The organism is Streptomyces angustmyceticus (assembly GCF_040701845.1).
GTDB lineage: Bacteria > Actinomycetota > Actinomycetes > Streptomycetales > Streptomycetaceae > Streptomyces > Streptomyces angustmyceticus_A.
Genome location: NZ_JBFBHQ010000026.1, coordinates 86,550 through 104,945, shown reverse-complemented (window position 1 = coordinate 104,945; position 18,396 = coordinate 86,550). Strand labels below are relative to the sequence as shown.

Here is an 18,396-nt window from a genome sequence, read left to right as displayed (position 1 = left end):
TTTATATCTTGTTGCGCCATTGTGTTCAGCGTGTGGGTCCTCCAGTGCCCAACTCGCGCGGACTTCGGCAGTCCTCGCCCCCGCCGCCCTGGAGCGACGGCGGCAGCATGACGACAGGACCTCGTCGGTCACGCGATGTCAGTACTTGCTGATGCAGGAGAGCGTGACCCGCCCGGTCTGGGCATTGGGGATGCTGTGCTTGATGCTCCAGGCCTCCACCCGCCACTTCACCGAACGCATCTCGGTCGGCGTCGCACGGTCCGTCACCAGGACCTGCTGGGAGCCGCCGAAGTTGTGCGTGTGCAGCGCGCCGCCGCTCGTCGACTTGAAGCGGTGCTTGATGTTGCCGATGCCGCCGGAGGAGATGTAGACCGTCTTGCCCGCGGGGCAGCGCTTGGTGCCGGACTTCTTCTGGCTGAGCTTGTCCGACGCCTTTCCGACCCGCCAGCCCTGCGTGCTGCAGTAGCCGTACACCTTGCTCAGGTTCTTGCCGTTCCCGTAGGTCGACGTGACCTTCCACTTGACGGACTTGCGCCAGGTGGGGACGGTACGCGTCGAGATGCCGTCGGGCGTGTGCCGCCACACCCGGGACACCAGGTGACCGCCCTTGGGCTTCCACGACACCCGCGAGGCACCGGCCGCCGAGTCCCAGATCCAGGCGGTCTCGCCCTTCTTGCGGCAGTTGAGCGTGCCGCTCTTCGAGTGGAAGCCACCGGCCTTGACGACCGCGGCGGACTGCTTCGCGGCGACCGGGGCCGCGTTCACGGAGCTGGCCTGCGCCGACTCGTTGCCCAGCACCGGCGTCAGGACAGCGGCACCGACGGCGAGCGCACACGCCGACGTCACCACTCGACGGGAGAGTCCCATACACGTCCAATCTCTTTCAGGTCTGTCATGAACACCGCTCACAGTAGGGCGCGCGATCAGGCCCCGCTATTGGCCGAAAGGGCAACGCCGAGCCCTCCGCGGAGCGTCGGCCCGGGGGTCCGTCCCACCCCTTCGTACAATATCGGCGGGCGGTCAAGTGCCTTACTGTCTGCGGGAGTTGGTTGCAGGAACACAGACACGCCACGCTCACCGGAGGTAGTCAGCACGTGTTGAACCAAACGGGGAAGGCGCTCCTCGTCGGCGCCACCGCGGCACTCGCCGTCACGACCGCGGCGCCGGCCCACGCCGGGCCCCAGGGCGGGCCCCGGGCCGCGGCCGCGAAGATCAGCAAGCACCAGGAGGTCCGCTGCGTCACGCACAGCGGCAGGACCTGCTCGTACTCGGCCTCCTTCTTCTACTGGAACAAGAAGGGCTCCGGCTCTCGCGGCCTGAACTACCTCCAGTCGGCCCGGTCCCCGTACAAGGCGGGCAAGGCCCGCTGGCTGTACAAGCAGCCGGGCGGCACGACCCACGTCGGCAAGAGCTGGCGCAGGGCCCACCAGGTTCCGCGCGGCAACGCCGCCGAGGTCGAGTGGGGCAAGGCGGGGGCGACCGGAGGACCGAAGCTCCGCAAGGGCACGCTCGTCTGCGTGCAGTGGGCGCATGTCGCGAAGAAGGCGTGCCACACGCTCAAGTAGCGATCGCCTAGGGGCAGTGACGCAGAGAGAAAGGGGGGTGCCGCACCAGGTGCGGCACCCCCCTCACGGGTGGCGGGTCAGGCCGGGCCGGCTACTTGGGCAGCCAGGCCTGCCACGTCGACTTGTGGCCTTCGACCCACTTCTTCGCCGCGTCCTCGGGGGACATCTTCTTGTCGGCGATGTCGAGGGCGACCTCGTTCTGGTCGGCCTGGCTCCACTTGAAGTTCTTCAGGAAGGCCGCGGCCTTGCCGCCGTGCTTCGCGAAGTTGGAGTTGAAGTACTTCTGCAGCGGCGTGTGCGGGTACCCACACTTGATCTTCTTCGGGTCGGCGTCGCAGCCCTCCTTGTACTCGGGCAGCTTCACCTCCGTCATCGGCACCTTGTCGAAGAGCCACTGCGGCTTGTACCAGTACGTCAGGAACGGCTTCTTCGCCTTGGCGAACTGCTTGATCTGGGTGATCTGCGCCGCCTCGGAGCCCGCGAAGACGACCTTGTAGTCCAGGTCGAGGTTCTTCACGAGCGCCTTGTCGTTCGTGACGTACGACGGGGAGCCGTCCATCAGCTGCCCCTGGCCGCCGCTCTCCGCGGTACGGAACTGCTTCGCGTACTTGTCGAGGTTCTTCCAGTTGGTGATGTCCGGGTGCTTCTTCGCGAAGTACGTGGGGACGTACCAGCCGATGTGGCCGGTCACGCCGACACCACCGCCGGCGGTGATCGTCTTCTTGTCCTTGACGTACCGCTGTTCCTGCTCCGGGTGGCCCCAGTCCTCCATGATCGCGTCGACGCGGCCCTGGCTGAGGGCGTCCCAGGCCGGGACCTCGTCGATCTGGACCCGGTCGACGCGGTAGCCCAGCTCGTGCTTGAGCAGGTACTCGGCGACCGACACGTCCGCCTGGGCTCCCACCCAGCTCTGGACGGAGAGCGTCACGGTCTTGGCGCCCGCCGCGTTCGCGTACGGGGAGGCCTGCTTGGTCATGTCGGCGGCGCCGCACCCGGAGAGGGCCAGCAGGGCACCGACCGCGGTCATGGTGCTCACCGCACGCGTGCTCACTCGCATGTCACGCTCCCTTCGTCGAGCCGGATTCGCGGCGGGCCGTCGGCTGCGTCACCCGGTCCAGCACCAGACCGAGGCAGACGATGGCGACGCCGCCCACCATGCCCGTCGCCAGGTCGCCCTGGGCGATGCCGAACACGACGTCGTAGCCGAGCGCGCCACCGCCGACCAGAGCGCCGATGACGACGACGGCGAGGACCAGGACGACCGCCTGGTTCAGGGCGAGCAGCAGCGCGGGGCGGGCCAGCGGGAGCTGGACCTGCCGCAGCTGCTGCCAGCTGGTGGCACCGAGCGAGCTCGAGGCCTCCATCGCGCCGGCGTCGACCTGGCGCAGGCCCTGCGTGGTGATGCGGATGACGGCGGGCAGCGCGTACACGACGGCCGCGGCGACCGCGGGGGCCCGGCCGATGCCGAAGAGGGCGACGACCGGGATCAGGTACACGAACTGCGGCATCGTCTGGAAGATGTCGAGCACCGGGCGCAGCAGCCGTTCGAGACGGGCGCTGCGGGCGGTCGCGATACCGATCGCGAAGCCGAGGACGACCGTGACGGCGACGGCCGCGAGGACCTGCGCGAGGGTGTCGAGGGACTTGTCCCACACGCCCAGGACCCCGATGCCGGCCATGGCGAGGACGGCGGTCAGGGCGGTCTGCCAGGTGCCGATCAGCCAGGCCAGGGCCGCGACCACGAGCAGCACCGACCACCAGGGCAGGCCCTGCAGGCCGTCGCGGACCGGGTTGAGGACCCAGGTGGTGAAGTGCGCGGCCCAGTCGGCCGTGCCGCCGACGACGGGCACGCCGGTGTAGAGGTGGTCGACCATCCACTCCTTGGCGGTGTTGACCGGCTCGACGATGTCCACCGTCCAGCTCGCCGGCCAGTCCAGGAGGCCGGCGAACCGCACGGCGAGCGCCACGACGACGGTCCCGAGGCCGGCCAGGGACCAGCCGCGCCAGCCGCGCAGCACCGAGGTGTCCTCGGCGTTCGCGCCGAGGCGCTCACCGGCGGCGCCCGTCACGCGGTCGAGGACCACGGCGAGCAGCACGATCGGGATGCCGGCCGCGAGGGCGGCTCCGACGTCGACGGTGCCGAGCGCCTGGTAGACGCGGTCACCGAGACCGGCGCCACCGATCATCGAGGCGATGACGGCCATGGACAGCGCCATCATGATCGTCTGGTTGAGGCCGAGCAGGAGCTCCTTGCGGGCCAGCGGGAGGCGGGCCGAGAACAGCCGCTGGCGGGCGGTGGTGCCCAGCGAGGTCACGGCCTCCATCACGCCGGCGTCGGCACCGCGCAGGCCGAGCGCGGTGAGCCGGGCCATCGGCGGGGCGGCGTAGATGACGGTGGCGAAGACCGCCGCGGGGACGCCGACGCCGAAGATCAGGGCGACCGGCAGCAGGTACGAGAAGGCCGGCAGGACCTGCATGGTGTCGAGGACCGGCCGCAGGATGCGGAAGACCCGGTCGCTGAGACCGGCGGCGAGCCCCATGAGCATGCCGAGCACGACGGCGGCGACGACGGCCACGACCATCAGGGCCAGCGTCTGCATCGTCGGCACCCACATGCCGAGCAGCCCGCACAGGCCGAACGAGGCCACGGTCAGGGCCGCGAGCCGCACGCCCGCGACCCGCCAGGCGATCAGCGCGGCGCCGGCCACGACACCGGCCCAGCCGAGCGCGAGCAGCACCAGGTAGACGGCGCGTACGGAGATCACCACGGCGTTGCTGAGGTGACCGAGGAAGTAGAGGAACAGCCAGTGGCTGTCGCGGTTGTCGATGATCCAGTCGCTGGCCTTGCCCAGCGGGCCGGAGAGGTCGACGGTCAGGTCGGAGGGCCACAGGGTGCTGGGCCACTGGGCGTGGACCAGCGGGACCAGGACCGCCGCGACGACGGCGAGCAGCAGGAGCTTGGCGAGGCCGCGGCGGCGCAGCAGGGCCTGCACCGGTCCGGTCTTGGTGTCGGCGCCGAGCGGCCGGGGCGTGGTGGCGGGGGCGGTGGTGCTCATGCGCGCCCCCGCTTCACGGTGCCGGTGGGCATGTTCAGGGCGGCGCAGCGCTGGGCCTCGCGCCAGTGGCGCAGCAGGCAGGCGCGCAGCCGGGCCCGCGGGGTGGCCGCGGGAGCTCTGGAGCCGACGGCGCGCACGGCGCCGCGGTGGGTGGTGGCGGCGTACATCAGGCGGCCACCTCACCGTGCTGCGCACCGTCGAGCCGGGCGACCACGTTCAGCAGGCACGCGTGGTCGACGATGCCCAGGCAGCGGCCGCCGTCGACGACGCGGGCCGCACCGCCGGAGCGGGCGACCGCCTCGATGGCGTCGGAGATCAGGGTGTCGGGCCCCAGCGCGGGGCCCTCGTCGGCCTCGCCGTCCTTGGCCGGACGCATCGCGCGGCGCACGGTCAGCACCTGCTCGCGCGGGACGTCCCGGACGAAGTCGCGGACGTAGTCGTCGGCCGGGGAGCCGACGATCTCCTCGGGGGTGCCGAGCTGGACGATCTCGCCGTCGCGCATCAGGGCGATGCGGTCGCCGATGCGCAGCGCCTCGGCGAGGTCGTGGGTGATGAAGACCATCGTCCGGCCCTCCTCGCGGTGCAGGCGGACGACCTCCTCCTGCATGTCGCGCCGGATGAGCGGGTCGAGCGCGCTGAACGGCTCGTCGAAGAGCAGGATCTCGGGGTCGGCGGCGAGCGCACGGGCCAGGCCGACGCGCTGCTGCTGACCGCCGGAGAGCTGGCCGGGACGGCGCTTCTCCATGCCGGCCAGGCCGACCTTGTCGACCATCTCGTTGGCCTTCTCACGGCGCTCCGCCTTGCCCATGCCCTGGATCTCCAGGCCGTAGGCGACGTTGTCGACGACGGTGCGGTGCGGCAGCAGGCCGAAGTGCTGGAAGACCATGGCGGCGCGGCGGCGGCGCAGTTCGCGCAGCGCGGTGCGGTCCATGGCGCGGACGTCCTCGCCGTCCATCTCCACGTCACCGCTGGTCGGCTCGATCAGCCGGGTCAGGCACCGCACGAGGGTGGACTTGCCGGAGCCCGACAGGCCCATGACGACGAAGACCTCGCCCTTGTGGACGTCGAAGGAGACGTCGCGGACGGCGGCCACGCAGCCGGTCTGCTCGCGCAGCTCCTGGGCGCTCAGTTTGGCGACCGAGGTGTCCTCGGGTATGCGCTCGGCTTTGGGGCCGAAGACCTTCCAGAGGTGACGGACGGAGAAGACGACCTCGCGGCCGTCCGCTGCGGAAGCGGACTCGGGCGTGCGGGCGTTGGGTATCTCGGATGCGCCGGCGGCGGTGGTAGCCATCACGCATCACCTCCTTGGGTCGGAGCCTTGTGGAGCAGTTCGGCGCACTTCTCCCCCACCATGAGCACGCCCAGCATCGGGTTGACGGCGGGCATCGTCGGGAACACGGAGGCGTCGGCGATGCGGATGCCGGACAGGCCGCGGATCTTCAGCTCGGGGTCGACGACGGCGAGCCGGTCGTCGGCGGCGCCCATCTTGCAGGTGCCGGCCGGGTGGTAGACGGTGTGGGCCGCCTTGCGCACCAGCTCGCTGATCTCCGCGTCGTCGGTGACCTCGGGGCCGGGGAAGACCTCCCGCTTGAGCCACTTCTTGAACGGCTCGGCCTGGGCGACCTTGCGGGCCAGCTTGATGCCGTCGACGAGGGTCTTGCCGTCGTAGTCGCCCTCGTCCTCGAAGTACTTGAAGTCGAGGGCGGGCTTGACCTCGGGGTCGGCGGAGGTCAGGTAGAGCCGGCCGCGGGAGCGCGACTTGGGGATGTTCGGCGTCATCGACACCCCGTGCTCGGGGCGCTCGTAGCCCAGCCGCTCGGGGTTGTCGGTGAACGGGATTTGGTAGAAGTGGAACATCAGGTCGGGGCCCTTGTGCTCCGGGTCCCGCTTGACGAAGAGGCCCGCGTCGGAGTCCATCGCGGAGTTGCCCGGGATCGGTCCGTTCGTCTCCCAGACGATGACCGACTCGGGGTGGTCGATGAGGTTCTCGCCGACGCCCGGCAGGTCGAGCACGCACTCCATGCCCAGCGCCTCGAGGTCCTTACGGGGCCCGATGCCGGAGTGCATCAGCAGCCGCGGGGTGTCGACGGCGCCGGCGCAGACCAGCACCTCGCGGGCGGCCTCGACGTAGACCTCCTCGCCGTCCTTCGTGCGGACGTGGACGCCCTTGGCGGTCGTGCCGTCCAGCTCCAGCTTGTACGCCCAGGTCTCCAGCATCAGCGTGAGGTTCGGGCGGTCGCCGGCCTCGATGTGCGGGTGGAGGTAGGCGACGGAGGCGGAGGAGCGCTTGTTGTTCTCCGGGTGGTAGGAGAGGTCGAAGAAGCCGACGCCCTCCTCGAAGGGCCGGTCGTTGAAGCCGACGACCTCGGGGACGCCGAGGGCGGTCTTGGTGGCCTCGATCCAGTCGGTGGCGATCTGGTTCTGGTCCTTCTTGGCCACCCGCACGATGTTGTTGCGCAGCTTGCCGAAGTAGGGGTCCATCTCCTGGGCGTTCCAGCCGGTGGCGCCCGCCGCCTCCCACTCGTCCCAGTCGGACGGCAGCGGCTTGAAGGAGATCAGCGTGTTGTGGGAGGAGCACCCCCCGAGCACCTTGGCGCGGCTGTGCAGGATGTGCGAGTTGCCGCGCGGCTGCTCGGTGGTCGTGTACTCGTAGTCGAGGTCGCCGCCGAGGAGGCCGAGCCACTTGCGCAGCGTCAGGACGTCCTCGCGGTCGATGTCGGAGGGACCGCCCTCGATGACGGCGACCGTGACGTCCGGGTCCTCGGTGAGGCGGGAGGCGATGACGGAACCGGCGGTGCCACCGCCGACAACGACATAGTCATACACAGGCATTGGGGGTGCTCCTTCTTACAACGTGCGTGGTGCGGGTGGTGCTGTGACAGGGGCGGGTGTCAGCCCGCGAACCAGCGCACCGGCTCCGGCCGGAGGTTTTCGTAAATGTGCTTGCTCTCGCGGTACTCGTCCAGACCTGCGGGGCCCAGTTCCCTGCCTATGCCGGACTTGCCGAAGCCGCCCCACTCCGCCTGCGGGAGGTAGGGGTGGTAGTCGTTGATCCAGATCGTGCCGTGCCGCAGCCTCGCGGCGACCCGGCGGGCACGCGCGGTGTCGCCGGAGAAGACGGCGCCGGCCAGGCCGTACTCGGTGTCGTTGGCGAGCGCCACGGCCTCGTCCTCGGTGGTGAAGGTCTCCACCGTCAGGATCGGCCCGAAGGTCTCCTCGCGGATCACCTTCATCTCGCGGTGGCAGCCGTCGAGCACGGTCGGTGCGTAGAAGTAGCCGGTGGCCGGGCGGACGTCGGACGGCTCGGGGCGGGCGCCGCCGCACCGCAGCTGGGCACCCTCGGCGAGCGCGGAGGCGACGTACGCCTCGACCTTGTCGAGCTGCTGCTGGGAGACGACCGGGCCGCACTCGACGCCGTCCTCGGTGCCGCGGCCGAGCTTGATCTTCTCGGCGCGGCGGGCGAGTTCGGCGACGAAACGGTCGCGCACCGACTCCTCGATGATCAGCCGGGCACCGGCCGAGCAGACCTGCCCGCTGTGGATGAAGGCCGCGTTCAGCGCCTGGTCGACGGCGGTGTCGAAGCCCTCGTCGGTGGCGCAGGCGTCGGCGAACACCACGTTGGGGTTCTTGCCGCCCAGCTCCAGCGCGATCTTCTTGGCGCCGGACACCGCGGCCGCGCCCGCCTTGGTCCCGCTGACCAGGCCGCCGGTGAAGGAGAACAGGTCGACGTCCGGGTGCTCGGCCAGCCGCTGGCCGACCGGCAGGCCCGCGCCGGTGACGAGGTTGGCGACACCGGCCGGCAGTCCGGCCTCGACCAGCAGCTTGATCAGGTGCACGGTCGACAGCGGGGTGACCTCGCTGGGCTTGATCACAAAAGTGTTGCCGGCCGCGAGGGCCGGCGCGATCTTCCAACTCGCCTGCAGCAGCGGGTAGTTCCAGGGCGTGATGAGCGCACAGACACCGACCGGCTCGTGCACGACGATGCTGTGCACATCGGGCGATCCGGCGTCCACGACCCGGCCGCCGCTCTCGTTCATCACCAGGTCGGCGAAGTAGCGGAAGGCGTTGGTGACGTCGTCGACGTCGACCCGGCCCTCCTCCAGCGTCTTGCCGGTGTCCCGGCTCTCGATGAGGGCGATCTCCTCGCGGTCGCGCTGCAGCAGGTCGGCGACCCGGCGCAGCAGCGCGGAGCGTTCGGCGACGGCCGTACGGGGCCAGGCGCCCGCCCCACCGTCGAAGGCCCGGCGGGCCGCCTCGACCGCGGCGTCGGCGTCCTTCGCACCGCCCTCGGAGACCAGCTGGAGCGTCGTCGCGTCGGCGGGGTCGAGGACCTCCCGCGTTTCGCCGGATGCGGCCGGGAGCCACACCCCGTCTACGTGAATGGTCTCGATTGACGACACGTCGTTCTGCCTTCCGGTTACCGATCTCGTTCCCACTGGTGCAACCACTGGTGCCACCAGCAACGGGGACCCCTCCCCTGAAGCCGCGTATCTATGCCCAAACATTCATGGAAAGTGACTCGACTCACTGAATGTGCGGCGGAATGTCCCGGAACGTACCCTGAATAGCCGTATGTACTTGCCGGACTGTCCCCTCGGGACCGGAGGTACCGAGATGACCAGCAGACGGCGGGCTGCCGCCACCACGGCGGCCCTGACCTGCGGCGTCGCCTTGCTCGCCGGGATCGCAGGACCAGCCGCGGCGGCGGCCGGCGCCTCCGACGGCGGCGAAGGCGACCTCGCGGACAAATCGGCCCAGCAGATCTCCGACGAGTCCCTCCGGCAACTGCTCGCCGCGCAGTCCCTGCGGTTGCGCACCGAGACCAGTGCCGATCCCACCAAGCTCGACCTCACCCTCGACCGCGCCGGCAACTGCACCGGCGCCGTCAGCAAGGGCGAGTTCGGCCGCGTCGACCTCGTCAAGCGCGGCGACCAGGTCTGGATGAAGCCGGACGCGGCCTTCTGGAAGACCCAGTTCCCCGGGAAGAAGGGCGACGACGCCGCGTCGAGGTACAAGGACACCTACCTGCACGGCACCACCAAGAACGCGTTCCTCCGGGGCGTGACCGCCGCCTGCGACCTCAAGGCGTTCCAGCGCTCGGCCACGGGCTCCAAGAAGCCCTCGTCCGGCACCCCCTCCCCCTCGCACTCCGTCTCCCTCACCAAGGGCCGGCCGACCACCGAGGACGGCACCCGCGTCCTCCCGGTCGTCAAGAAGGCCCACGGCGCCGTCCAGACCCTCTACGTGGCCATCGACGGCAAGCACTACCCCCGCAAACTCACCGCCGAGGTCGACCACGAGACCGGCACCATCCTCCTGAGCAACTACGACACCCCGGTGTCCACCAAGACCCCCGCCCCCGGCGAGACGGCCGACATCTCGGCGCTGGACGACCTGATGAAGGGGTCGCAGGGCACCTGACCCGCGGCCACGGTACGTAACCGTTCGCACCTGCGTAGCGCGCCCGCGCGGCGGCGGGGAGGAGCGGCACGGCGACCGTCGGACGAACCGCCCGTTCCACCGGAGAATTCCCCCGCGACTGGCGCCGGCGACCGCCCGGCGGCGTCACCCGCGCTGCCGAACCGGAGGGGCCGGGGGCGGTGGGGCGGACGAGAATGCAGGCATGGCTGACACAGCGGTGAAAGCGGTGCTCGAAGGCGGTCCCGAGGAGCTTCCCGAGCGGATCGTGCCGGTCGATCCGCCCGGGGGCGAGCTCAAGATCCCGTTCCGGAACGGCTACGAGCACTTCCGGGCCACCAGCCGGCAGAAGCACACCGCCGAGGGACCCCTGCCCGTCTACGAGTGGTGGGAGCGCACGGAGCTGCCCGGGTAGGGACCGCCCCCGAGGGCCGGGCCCGGCCGAGCAGCGCGCACTCAGCTGCCGGGTACGAAGCTCCGCAGCATGTTCTGCTGCATCCACTCCTGGTCCGGCCAGTCGGCCTCGGGGCCCAGGACGAGTACCGCGAACTGGCGGCCGTCGCCGACGGTGAAGGCACAGTCGACGACCTTGACGCGCTCGCCGAGACGCTCGCTGTCATAGGCGTAGACCAGTTGGGTGGCGTCGGTGCCCGGTCCGGGGAAGCCCAGCGGCCCGAGGCTTATTTCCTTGTAGCCGGGGTTGCCCGACAGTCCCCGCGACGCCGTCTCCAACGCCTCGTACGGGGTGGTGTCGGGTTCGCTGATCTCGAAGATCTGCACCAGCCGGCGGTCGTCCGGCGAGGTGTAGAAGACCCCGGTCCTGCGCTCGCTGCGCTTCCAGGGGCGGGGCACCGCGAGGGTGAAGCCCTTGGTGTCGTGGACGAGGCGGTAGCCGCTGGGGATTTCGGTGGAGAGGGGGCCGGGGGACGTGGTGGCCGTGGCGCCGGTGGGTGCGGCGGTGGTCGTGTGGTCAGCGGCGGAGGTCTTGGTGCGGGCCGCGGGACGCGCGGCGGCCGGGTCGTCGCCGGAGTGGCCCCACAGCAGATAGCCGCCGCCGACGGCCGCCGCGATCACGGCCACCGCCGCACCGGCGACCAGCCCCGTGCTGCGGCGCCGGACACCGGTTACGGGCTCGGCGTACGTGCCGGGGTCGTACGTGCCGGGGTCGTGGAACCAGTCCGCGGCAGGCTCGGGGACGGCTGAGTGCGGGTCGGTGCCGCGTGCGGGGCCGAAGGGCGGGCCGGGCGCGGGCGGCGGGTCGGTGGCGGGCGGGGAGGCGGCGGACGGGGGTTCGGTGGCGGGCCGGGGGACGGCACCGGTCGGCGTACCGCCCGCCGACGGCGCGAAGGCCGGCCGCGGCGGCATCGGGCCCGTGTAGGGCGCCGGCGGCGGGGTGCCGTCCTCCCAGCTCTGGGTCTCGTCGTTCCAGCGGGCCTGGCCGCCGCGCTTCATCGTCAGCCTCCCACCAGGGCCGCGACCGCCTGGCTCACCGCCGTGCCGGAGGCCAGCAGGCCCACCACGGCGCCGGCGTCCGCAAGCGCCGTACGCAGCCGGGCCAGCCGGCCGGCGCCCGCCGCCCCGCTGTCCGCGATCTCCGCCTCGGTCTCGGCGAGTTCCCCGCTCAGGGCCGTGATCTGCGGGCTCTCCACCGCCCGGGACAGGTCGTCGCGCAGGGCGCGGACGGCGCGCAGCAGTTCCTCCTGCGCCGGGTCCGCGGCGGGCGCGGCCGGGCCTTCGTGGTGGGTCACCGTGTTGTGGTCGCCGATGGCGAAGGCACCCCGGACGCTGCCGATGTGGATGCCGTTGCCGCGGCCGTCAGCCGTTGCCACGCTTGCTACTTCCCTTCGCCTCGCCGCCGCGCCGGGGGCCGGAGTGGTGGGTGATCGTGTTGTGGTCGCCGATGCCGACGGCCCCCTGGGCGGACTCGACATAGACGCCGCCCTCGGCGACATGCACGATCCGCTGCTCGAACTCGTCGGTCTGGTAGCCGGCCTCGCGCAGTGCCGTGGTCACCCCGGCCGCCACCCGCTGCTGAATGGTCTTCAGATAGCGGGCGGCGTCCATGTCCTGGAAGAGCGAGGACTCCCCGTAGGAGCCCAGCTCGCGCACGGAGGCGCCGGGGCCCTCGGGCAGCGCCGCGCCGTGTCCCGCGGTGGCCAGCCGCCAGGCCGACAACAGGCCGCTCGCCAGGGTGACGAGGGCGTGCCCCACGGAGCGGGGCGTGCGGGCGAGCGCCCACACCGCCTTGCCGAAGTGGTGATGGTGGCGGTACTGGTGGGCGATCCGGTCGGCGTCCTGGAAGAGCTGCCGCAGCGGCCACAGCACATGCGGCGCGACCTCCAGCATCAGCATCCCGCCCTGCGTGTGCACCCGGACGAACAGCGTGGTCACCACGCCCTCGTTCCAGCCGCCGACCCGGATGCGCAGGAAGTGCCTGCGGGTCTCGCCGCCCTCCTCCACCGCCCGCGCGCGGTGCTGCTCGAACGCCTCCGGTGCGTACGGCGCCGCCTCCCGGCTCGGCAGCCCCTCGGCCGGCAGGAACACGCACTCGTCGATCTCCATCGCGCGCAGCCGGTCGCGCACCGCGGCCGCCACCTCGGGCGAACCGTGCGGGGACGGCACCCGCAGCGCCGCCACCAGCGGCACGATCCGGGCCAGGATGGCGCCGTTGTCCAACGGCTCGGCCTCCCGGTCCTCCCGGGGGTTCAGCTCCACCGACAGCGACCAGGTCTTGTACGGGTAGCCGGCGCCGCAGAACGGATCGGCCGCCCGGTACATCACCAGCGGCCCGTGCTGCTCGATCCGCACCCGGTCCCGCAGCCGCCGGAAGCGGTAGCCCTCGGACCGTTCGGCGGGGTCGGACATGACGTCGGGGAAGCGCTCCCGGGACAGCTCGCGCGCCAGCACCCGGGCGAACTGCCCGCGCTGCAGGCCGACCAGCACGGCCACGCCCAGCGGCAGCAGCAGCGTGATCCACACCCGCACCAGGGCGCCGCCCTGCCCGCCGCTCCCGAGGTACGAGGACCCCGCTCCCTGGCCGAGGCCGTCCCACGGCGCGCTGCCGTAGGCCGAGCCGTAGCCGTCCGAGGAGCCGCCCGTCAGGGGGTTGAGGGCGTCCGGGAACGGCGAGAACAGCCAGTCCGGGCTCACGAGATCGATCCCGCCGAACGCCAGGAACAGCAGCGACAGGCAGAACAGGGTCAGCGCCAGCCGTCCGTACCAGCGCAGGACGAAGGCGGCCGCCATGGCCATCCAGCGCGGGACCGGCGCCCGGCGGACCAGACGGCCCAGCGCCATGAGGACGACGGGGAAGAGGTAGAACACCGCGAGACCGGAGGTCAGCGGCAGGGCGACGAACCACAGCCCCAGGATGCCCGCAGCCCATCCGAGTTGGAGACGCCGGGCGCGCAGGGCGTGGGCGAGGACGCGGGCGGCGTCGATGCCCAGGGAGGGCGCGGCGAACCGCTGCTCGTGGACGTACAGCTCGTCGATGACCGCGTCACGGAAGGCGTCGTCCATGTACGTGCCGGCGCACAGCAGCCGGGTGGCCTCGCTGGCGCCCGGCGGGGTGGGGGGAAGCTGCGCCGGGGGCGGGGAGCCGCCGGCCTCCTTCCGTAACCGCTGCGAACCGCCTGGATCACCGGGCTGGGCAGGCACATCCGTCCGAGTCATCGGCTTCCCCCATCACCACACCAACGAGTCACTTCCGCGGGCCTGTTGGGCGGACGAGCTGCGGTTCCGGCCACGGCGTGCGGAAACCGCAGCATAGGGGAGCCGAGCGTTCCGTGTCAGCGCGATAACCCAAGGTTGCCGCGCGGGTCAGACGGCCGCGGGGAACTCCCCGCGCTGGAGCGCGCCGACGAACGACGACCAGCCACCCGTCGGGAAGACCAGCACCGGGCCGTCGGGGTCCTTGCTGTCACGGACGGGGACGGCGTCGGGGATACCGGGGGCTATTTCGATGCAGTTGCCGCCGTTGTTGTCGCTGTAGCTGCTCTTCATCCAGGTGAGCGCCACTTCGATGCAGTCGCCGCCGTTGTCGCCGCTGTAGCTGCTCTTGGTCCAGGTCACCGCGCCGAGTTCGTGCCCGTCCATGCTGCTCGTACCCCTCCATCACTTCGCTGATCAGAGCGGCGGACTCGCGGGCTGACAGAGCGTCCGCCCTGAGCACATCATAGGTCTGGGCGTGACGAGCGTAGACGGCCGGATCGTTGTTGAAATGGCCACGGTCCAGCGATTCCGAGTACACCCAGCGCTCGTCGACAAGTTCGATCAGCGACACAGAACTGAGGGGGCGAACGAGCCCGAAGAGGTCGGCCGGAGCCACCTGGATACGGATGTTGGAGCGCTGCCCGACGCTCAGCAGATGCGCACACTGGTCCCGCATGATGTCCGGACTCCCCACCGCATTGCGCAGACAGCCCTCGTCCAAGATCGCGATGTACAACGGGCCACCCTCCATCAGAAAGCGCGGCTGCCGACTCAGTCGAGCCCGGACACGTGACTCGACCTCGTCAGTATCCGCGCTGCGGCGGCTGAACAGCACGCGCGCGTAATCAGGTGTCTGCAACAGCCCTGGAATGAGCTGTTCTTGATACGCCCGCAGCGCCACCGCCTCTGCGTCCATCCTCGCCCGTCGCTCGAACCAGTCCGGATGCTGCACCTCCGGGTACCAGTCGATCCGGCCCCATAACCGCAGCAGCACTCCCCCCGTCCGCAGCAGCTCGTCGCACTGCTTGGCGAAGGACTCCTGCGGCACGCGGGTGCCCGCCTCCACGCGGGCCACCTGCGAGCGGTCGCACGGGATCTTGTTCGAGAGTTCCTCCTGGGTGAACCCCGCCGCCTCCCGGAAGTGCCGCAACACCTCCCCGAACACGGCGGCATTGGTGGCTGCCGGTCCGCTCTCCGCATTGCGTCGTCGTCGGCTCACCGCATCCCCCTTGGTGCCAGATGGTGAGTGTCACGCGTCCGACGTTGCACCCCGCACTACGGGGCGCAACGCTGAACACACCCAACGTAACGGGTCGTTCGGCCGTCTGCGCCGCGTTCCTGCGCAACCAACTTCTGGGAGTCATTGAGCATGAGTTACGACCGGGACGCCGTCCCCGCGCTCGTACCGGGGCTGCGTCTGCTGCCGTGGGAGGGCGAGGGCGGGAAGCCCTGCTTCTTGTCGGCGGGCGGGACGGACGGGACCGGGGGCGTGCTGTCGCGGCTGGCCGATGAGATCGAGGCGGAGCAGCTGTGCGACGGTGCCGATGTCCTCAAGGGCGCGGTGGCCGTACTGGACGACGGCAGGGCCGGGGAACATGCGCTGCGGCTGGCGCTGCGGGCGACCACGCAGGCCTTCGGCAATGTGCTGCGCGTCGCCGACAGCCGGGGCGCGCGGCTGCCGGTGAGGGACGGCGCGCACGAGGCGGACTTACGCCGGGGGTGACGGGCCGCCGGTTCGCCGCCTCCCGGCCGGGCCCGAACGGCCGAGCCCGCACGGCCGTTGCGGACCGTGCGGGCTCGTCGGTGCTGCGGTGCCGACCGTGCGGGGCGGCCGCGGCGGTGGGTCAGCCGAGGAGGCCGAGACCGCGGACGGCCTCGCGCTCCTCCGTGAGCTCCTTCACCGACGCGTCGATGCGCTCGCGGGAGAAGTCGTTGATCTCCAGGCCCTGGACGATCTCGTACGTGCCGCCCTTGGTGGTGACGGGGAAGGAGGAGATCAGGCCCTCCGGGACGCCGTAGGAGCCGTCCGAGGGGATGCCCATCGAGGTCCAGTCGCCGGCGGCGGTGCCGTTGACCCAGGTGTGGACGTGGTCGATGGCGGCGTTGGCGGCGGACGCGGCGGAGGACGCGCCACGGGCCTCGATGATCGCCGCGCCGCGCTTGGCGACGGTCGGGATGAAGTCGTCGGCCAGCCACTTCTGGTCGCCCACGACCTCGGCGGCGTTCTTGCCGGCGACCTCGGCGTGGAAGATGTCGGGGTACTGGGTGGCGGAGTGGTTGCCCCAGATCGTCAGCTTGCGGATCTCGGAGACCGGGGTGCCGGTCTTCTTCGAGAGCTGCGACAGCGCGCGGTTGTGGTCCAGGCGGGTCATCGCGGTGAAGCGCTCGGCCGGTACGTCCGGCGCGGCGGCCTGGGCGATCAGGGCGTTGGTGTTGGCCGGGTTGCCGACGACCAGGACCTTGATGTCGTCCGCGGCGTGGTCGTTGATGGCCTTGCCCTGCGGCTTGAAGATGCCGCCGTTGGCCTCCAGGAGGTCGCCGCGCTCCATGCCCTTCGTACGGGGGCGGGCGCCGACGAGCAGCGCGACGTTGGCGCCGTCGAAGGCCACGTTCGGGTCGTCCGAGATGTCGATGCCCTGCAGCAGCGGGAAGGCGCAGTCGTCCAGCTCCATGGCGGTGCCCTCGGCGGCCTTCAGACCCTGGGGGATCTCCAGGAGGCGCAGCTTGACCGGCACGTCCGCGCCGAGCAGATGACCGGAAGCGATGCGGAAGAGGAGTGCGTAACCGATCTGGCCGGCGGCGCCGGTCACGGTCACATTGACGGGAGTGCGGGTCATGGCGATCTCCTGCGCGGTGTTTTCCGGGGGCAAGCCCCTGGTCCACCATGGGTGGCGGTGGGTGTCCCTGCCCAGTTATCCGGGTCTCTTGGTATCGAGAGACCCGGCCGTCAGGCTATCGGACCCCCGACCGCCCAAGGCGCCGGGCCGGTGTGGAACACCTCACCGGGTGCCTCCGGGGCGTCCGTACGGCCGTCCGTCCTGCCCTCGCACGCGCCGCGCCGCCCGGTCCGGTACGCGCTCCGCGCGGGTTTCGCAGGAAGGGGCGGCGGCCGCCCACTCAAGGAGGGGGGAGTGCGGGCGGCCGCCAGGTTGTGCCACACCCGTGGGGGGGGGTAACCGTCGTCTGCCCGAGATACCGAGGGGCATGCCCCCTGAATTTCGGACACTCTCCGGGGAGGGCGACCGAGGGCCGGCAGCGGGCCGGGCGGGACCCCGGCACCCGGCCGGTAGCCGCCCGCCCCAAGGGGTGCCGCCCGCTTCCCGGCGGCACCGACCCGTCCGCCTAGCGGACCGTCCGGGTGGCCTGGCCGGCGGCGGGCGTGGCCGGAACCGGACGGGCGCAGCTCTTCGCCCCCGCCATGGTCGTCTGGCAGGCCGCGACCTTCGCCGGGTCCCCGGACACCGCGACCATCGGGGTGTAGGCGTCGCCGCCCCGTTCGGCGCGCGCGGTGGCGCTGTGGCCGCCGGCGCTGATGGTGGCCTGGTCGCCCCGGGCCGCGCGGCTGATCCGCGCCCAGGCCGTGTGGCAGACGGCGCTGTAGCGGACCTCGATCATCGAGCGGCCGGCCACCCCGCGGGACGGGGTGGTCGCGTGCGTTCCGCCGCAGCCCATCTTCTCCGGGTCCTTGCCCACACAGCCGTCGCCGGTGCAGCGCACGCCGGTCGGCAGCGTCGGCTTCGCGCTCGGCGCGGCCGCGGGGGCGGCCGCTGCCGACACCTTCTTCGCGGGCCCGGTGGACGGCTTCAGCAGCAGGACGGCGCCGCCGGCCACCAGCAGCGCGCCGACCGCGCCGGCGACGAACACGGCCGTCCGGCCGCGGCCTCGGCGGGCACGCGGGCCGGCGGGCGGGGCCGGGGAAGGGGCCGCGGCCGCCTGCCACTCGGGGAAGTCGGCGCTCGACGGGGCGTGGGGGAGCCGCTCCTGCGGCGGCTGCCCGTCCGGCGCCGCGGCCGTGCCGGCCTTCGCGCCCTTGCCGGCCTTCGCCGCCTTCTGCTCGGACCCGGTCTGCGCCGGACCGGTGTCCAACTCCCCCAGGGCGGCGCGCGCCTGGGCCACGCGGATCGCCTCCATGGTGACGTCCTGGCGCATCTCGGCCCGGCTCCAGGCCCGTTCGGCCAGCTCCCACAGCGTGGTGAGGTGCGAGGGGTTCGCGCCGGTCGTCTCGGCGAGCGCGACCACCGCGCGCAGCGGCGGCAGCAGCCGCCCGTTGAGATAGCGCTCCCAGGACGTCTTGCTGTAGCCCGTGCGGTCCGCGACGGTGGCCACACTCAGCCCGCTGCGGTCCACGAGCCTGCGCAGCTGACCGGTGAACTCCCCCACCTGAGGATCGAGTTCCTCCGGCAGCGCCTTCCAGCGAGGCATTGCCTCCCCCTATCCCCCCGCTCACGTGCGACAGCGCGGCTCCCCCGGCCCGCCCTCCTTGCTCCCCGCACGGCTGCCCCCGGTCAGGGCGGCAGGGTCCGTGCACGGGCGCACGGCGGCATCCGGGCAGAGGTCACCCGCCCGCACACGCCGTGGCCCCTGCAGTGTCGCATTTCGACCGGACTCCTTACGGGTTCCGTACGTGTTCTGACAAGAACAGCCCG

The 18,396-nt window shown here is 71.6% G+C and carries 17 protein-coding genes and 1 pseudogene; 4 read left to right on the top strand and 14 right to left on the bottom strand.

Translation table 11 applies throughout. From position 1 onward, the window contains the following. Positions 1-138: 138 nt before the first annotated feature. Positions 139-867, bottom strand: a complete 729-nt coding sequence (locus AB0411_RS32125) for a hypothetical protein (RefSeq protein WP_366420788.1) — start codon at positions 865-867, stop codon at positions 139-141. Between the two features lie 227 nt (positions 868-1,094). Between AB0411_RS32125 and AB0411_RS32120 the strand changes: the two genes are divergently transcribed. Continuing rightward, a complete protein-coding gene (locus tag AB0411_RS32120) occupies positions 1,095-1,565 on the top strand; it encodes a hypothetical protein (protein WP_366420787.1) in 471 nt (156 codons plus the stop codon). Positions 1,566-1,656: 91 nt separating this feature from the next. Here the strand turns inward: AB0411_RS32120 and AB0411_RS32115 are convergent, their stop codons facing one another. Genes AB0411_RS32115 through AB0411_RS32090 form a run of 6 tightly spaced genes read right to left on the bottom strand, consistent with a single transcriptional unit; the run spans position 1,657 to position 9,021 of the window. Then, on the bottom strand, positions 1,657-2,622 hold the full coding sequence (locus tag AB0411_RS32115) for an ABC transporter substrate-binding protein (RefSeq protein ID WP_366420786.1): 966 nt from the start codon (positions 2,620-2,622) through the stop codon (positions 1,657-1,659). 1 nt (position 2,623) lies between these two features. After that, positions 2,624-4,621 (bottom strand): ABC transporter permease, encoded by a 1,998-nt coding sequence (locus AB0411_RS32110; protein WP_366420785.1) that lies wholly within the window; start codon positions 4,619-4,621, stop codon positions 2,624-2,626. Beyond that, complete coding sequence (locus AB0411_RS32105) at positions 4,618-4,788, bottom strand: hypothetical protein (protein WP_366420784.1); 171 nt, start codon at positions 4,786-4,788, stop codon at positions 4,618-4,620. Before AB0411_RS32105 ends, AB0411_RS32110 begins: the two co-directional genes overlap by 4 nt. Continuing rightward, positions 4,788-5,912: a quaternary amine ABC transporter ATP-binding protein gene (locus AB0411_RS32100; RefSeq protein ID WP_366420783.1), complete on the bottom strand. Its 1,125-nt coding sequence runs from the start codon at positions 5,910-5,912 to the stop codon at positions 4,788-4,790. Before AB0411_RS32100 ends, AB0411_RS32105 begins: the two co-directional genes overlap by 1 nt. Continuing rightward, entirely contained in the window at positions 5,912-7,453 is a 1,542-nt protein-coding gene (locus tag AB0411_RS32095) for a GMC family oxidoreductase (RefSeq protein ID WP_366420782.1), read from the bottom strand. The genes AB0411_RS32100 and AB0411_RS32095 overlap by 1 nt, the downstream gene beginning before the upstream one ends. Positions 7,454-7,512: 59 nt before the next feature. Then, positions 7,513-9,021: an aldehyde dehydrogenase family protein gene (locus tag AB0411_RS32090; protein WP_366420781.1), complete on the bottom strand. Its 1,509-nt coding sequence runs from the start codon at positions 9,019-9,021 to the stop codon at positions 7,513-7,515. A 214-nt stretch (positions 9,022-9,235) separates the two neighbouring features. Between AB0411_RS32090 and AB0411_RS32085 the strand changes: the two genes are divergently transcribed. Together AB0411_RS32085 and AB0411_RS32080 are read left to right on the top strand one after the other, a co-directional pair. After that, the gene (locus AB0411_RS32085) at positions 9,236-10,042 is read left to right on the top strand and encodes a hypothetical protein (RefSeq protein WP_366420780.1); all 807 of its coding nucleotides are present in this window, start codon (positions 9,236-9,238) and stop codon (positions 10,040-10,042) included. Positions 10,043-10,244: 202 nt separating this feature from the next. Further along, positions 10,245-10,454 carry a DUF5988 family protein gene (locus AB0411_RS32080; protein WP_366420779.1) on the top strand — a complete coding sequence of 70 codons (210 nt, stop codon included), beginning with the start codon at positions 10,245-10,247 and terminating at the stop codon, positions 10,452-10,454. A 41-nt stretch (positions 10,455-10,495) separates the two neighbouring features. Here AB0411_RS32080 and AB0411_RS32075 read toward each other — a convergent pair whose 3' ends face one another. From AB0411_RS32075 to AB0411_RS32055, 5 genes and pseudogenes are all read right to left on the bottom strand, one after another. Further along, the gene (locus AB0411_RS32075; RefSeq protein ID WP_366420778.1) at positions 10,496-11,491 is read right to left on the bottom strand and encodes a hypothetical protein; all 996 of its coding nucleotides are present in this window, start codon (positions 11,489-11,491) and stop codon (positions 10,496-10,498) included. Between the two features lie 2 nt (positions 11,492-11,493). Beyond that, positions 11,494-11,868, bottom strand: coding sequence for a hypothetical protein (locus tag AB0411_RS32070; protein ID WP_366420777.1), 375 nt, complete (start codon positions 11,866-11,868; stop codon positions 11,494-11,496). Next, entirely contained in the window at positions 11,855-13,711 is a 1,857-nt protein-coding gene (locus AB0411_RS32065; RefSeq protein ID WP_366420776.1) for a hypothetical protein, read from the bottom strand. Before AB0411_RS32065 ends, AB0411_RS32070 begins: the two co-directional genes overlap by 14 nt. 147 nt (positions 13,712-13,858) lie before the next feature. Next, a complete protein-coding gene (locus AB0411_RS32060; protein ID WP_366420775.1) occupies positions 13,859-14,134 on the bottom strand; it encodes a DUF397 domain-containing protein in 276 nt (91 codons plus the stop codon). Between the two features lie 82 nt (positions 14,135-14,216). After that, a pseudogene (locus AB0411_RS32055) lies at positions 14,217-14,903 on the bottom strand (helix-turn-helix domain-containing protein); the annotation flags it as partial. Between the two features lie 216 nt (positions 14,904-15,119). Between AB0411_RS32055 and AB0411_RS32050 the strand changes: the two are divergent. After that, positions 15,120-15,473, top strand: coding sequence for a hypothetical protein (locus AB0411_RS32050; protein WP_366420774.1), 354 nt, complete (start codon positions 15,120-15,122; stop codon positions 15,471-15,473). A gap of 121 nt (positions 15,474-15,594) precedes the next feature. Here AB0411_RS32050 and AB0411_RS32045 read toward each other — a convergent pair whose 3' ends face one another. Both AB0411_RS32045 and AB0411_RS32040 read right to left on the bottom strand, forming a co-directional pair. After that, on the bottom strand, positions 15,595-16,587 hold the full coding sequence (locus AB0411_RS32045) for a malate dehydrogenase (protein WP_366420773.1): 993 nt from the start codon (positions 16,585-16,587) through the stop codon (positions 15,595-15,597). A 505-nt stretch (positions 16,588-17,092) separates the two neighbouring features. Further along, complete coding sequence (locus AB0411_RS32040) at positions 17,093-18,172, bottom strand: helix-turn-helix domain-containing protein (protein ID WP_366420772.1); 1,080 nt, start codon at positions 18,170-18,172, stop codon at positions 17,093-17,095. Positions 18,173-18,396: the final 224 nt, after the last annotated feature.

Coding starts and splice junctions, on each gene's coding strand:
- AB0411_RS32125 (WP_366420788.1), bottom strand. CDS start 867: ATGGGACTCTCCCGTCGAGTGGTGACGTCGGCGTGTGCGCTCGCCGTC.
- AB0411_RS32115 (WP_366420786.1), bottom strand. CDS start 2,622: ATGCGAGTGAGCACGCGTGCGGTGAGCACCATGACCGCGGTCGGTGCC.
- AB0411_RS32110 (WP_366420785.1), bottom strand. CDS start 4,621: ATGAGCACCACCGCCCCCGCCACCACGCCCCGGCCGCTCGGCGCCGAC.
- AB0411_RS32105 (WP_366420784.1), bottom strand. CDS start 4,788: ATGTACGCCGCCACCACCCACCGCGGCGCCGTGCGCGCCGTCGGCTCC.
- AB0411_RS32100 (WP_366420783.1), bottom strand. CDS start 5,912: ATGGCTACCACCGCCGCCGGCGCATCCGAGATACCCAACGCCCGCACG.
- AB0411_RS32095 (WP_366420782.1), bottom strand. CDS start 7,453: ATGCCTGTGTATGACTATGTCGTTGTCGGCGGTGGCACCGCCGGTTCC.
- AB0411_RS32085 (WP_366420780.1), top strand. CDS start 9,236: ATGACCAGCAGACGGCGGGCTGCCGCCACCACGGCGGCCCTGACCTGC.
- AB0411_RS32080 (WP_366420779.1), top strand. CDS start 10,245: ATGGCTGACACAGCGGTGAAAGCGGTGCTCGAAGGCGGTCCCGAGGAG.
- AB0411_RS32075 (WP_366420778.1), bottom strand. CDS start 11,491: ATGAAGCGCGGCGGCCAGGCCCGCTGGAACGACGAGACCCAGAGCTGG.
- AB0411_RS32065 (WP_366420776.1), bottom strand. CDS start 13,711: ATGACTCGGACGGATGTGCCTGCCCAGCCCGGTGATCCAGGCGGTTCG.
- AB0411_RS32060 (WP_366420775.1), bottom strand. CDS start 14,134: ATGGACGGGCACGAACTCGGCGCGGTGACCTGGACCAAGAGCAGCTAC.
- AB0411_RS32050 (WP_366420774.1), top strand. CDS start 15,120: ATGAGTTACGACCGGGACGCCGTCCCCGCGCTCGTACCGGGGCTGCGT.
- AB0411_RS32045 (WP_366420773.1), bottom strand. CDS start 16,587: ATGACCCGCACTCCCGTCAATGTGACCGTGACCGGCGCCGCCGGCCAG.
- AB0411_RS32040 (WP_366420772.1), bottom strand. CDS start 18,172: ATGCCTCGCTGGAAGGCGCTGCCGGAGGAACTCGATCCTCAGGTGGGG.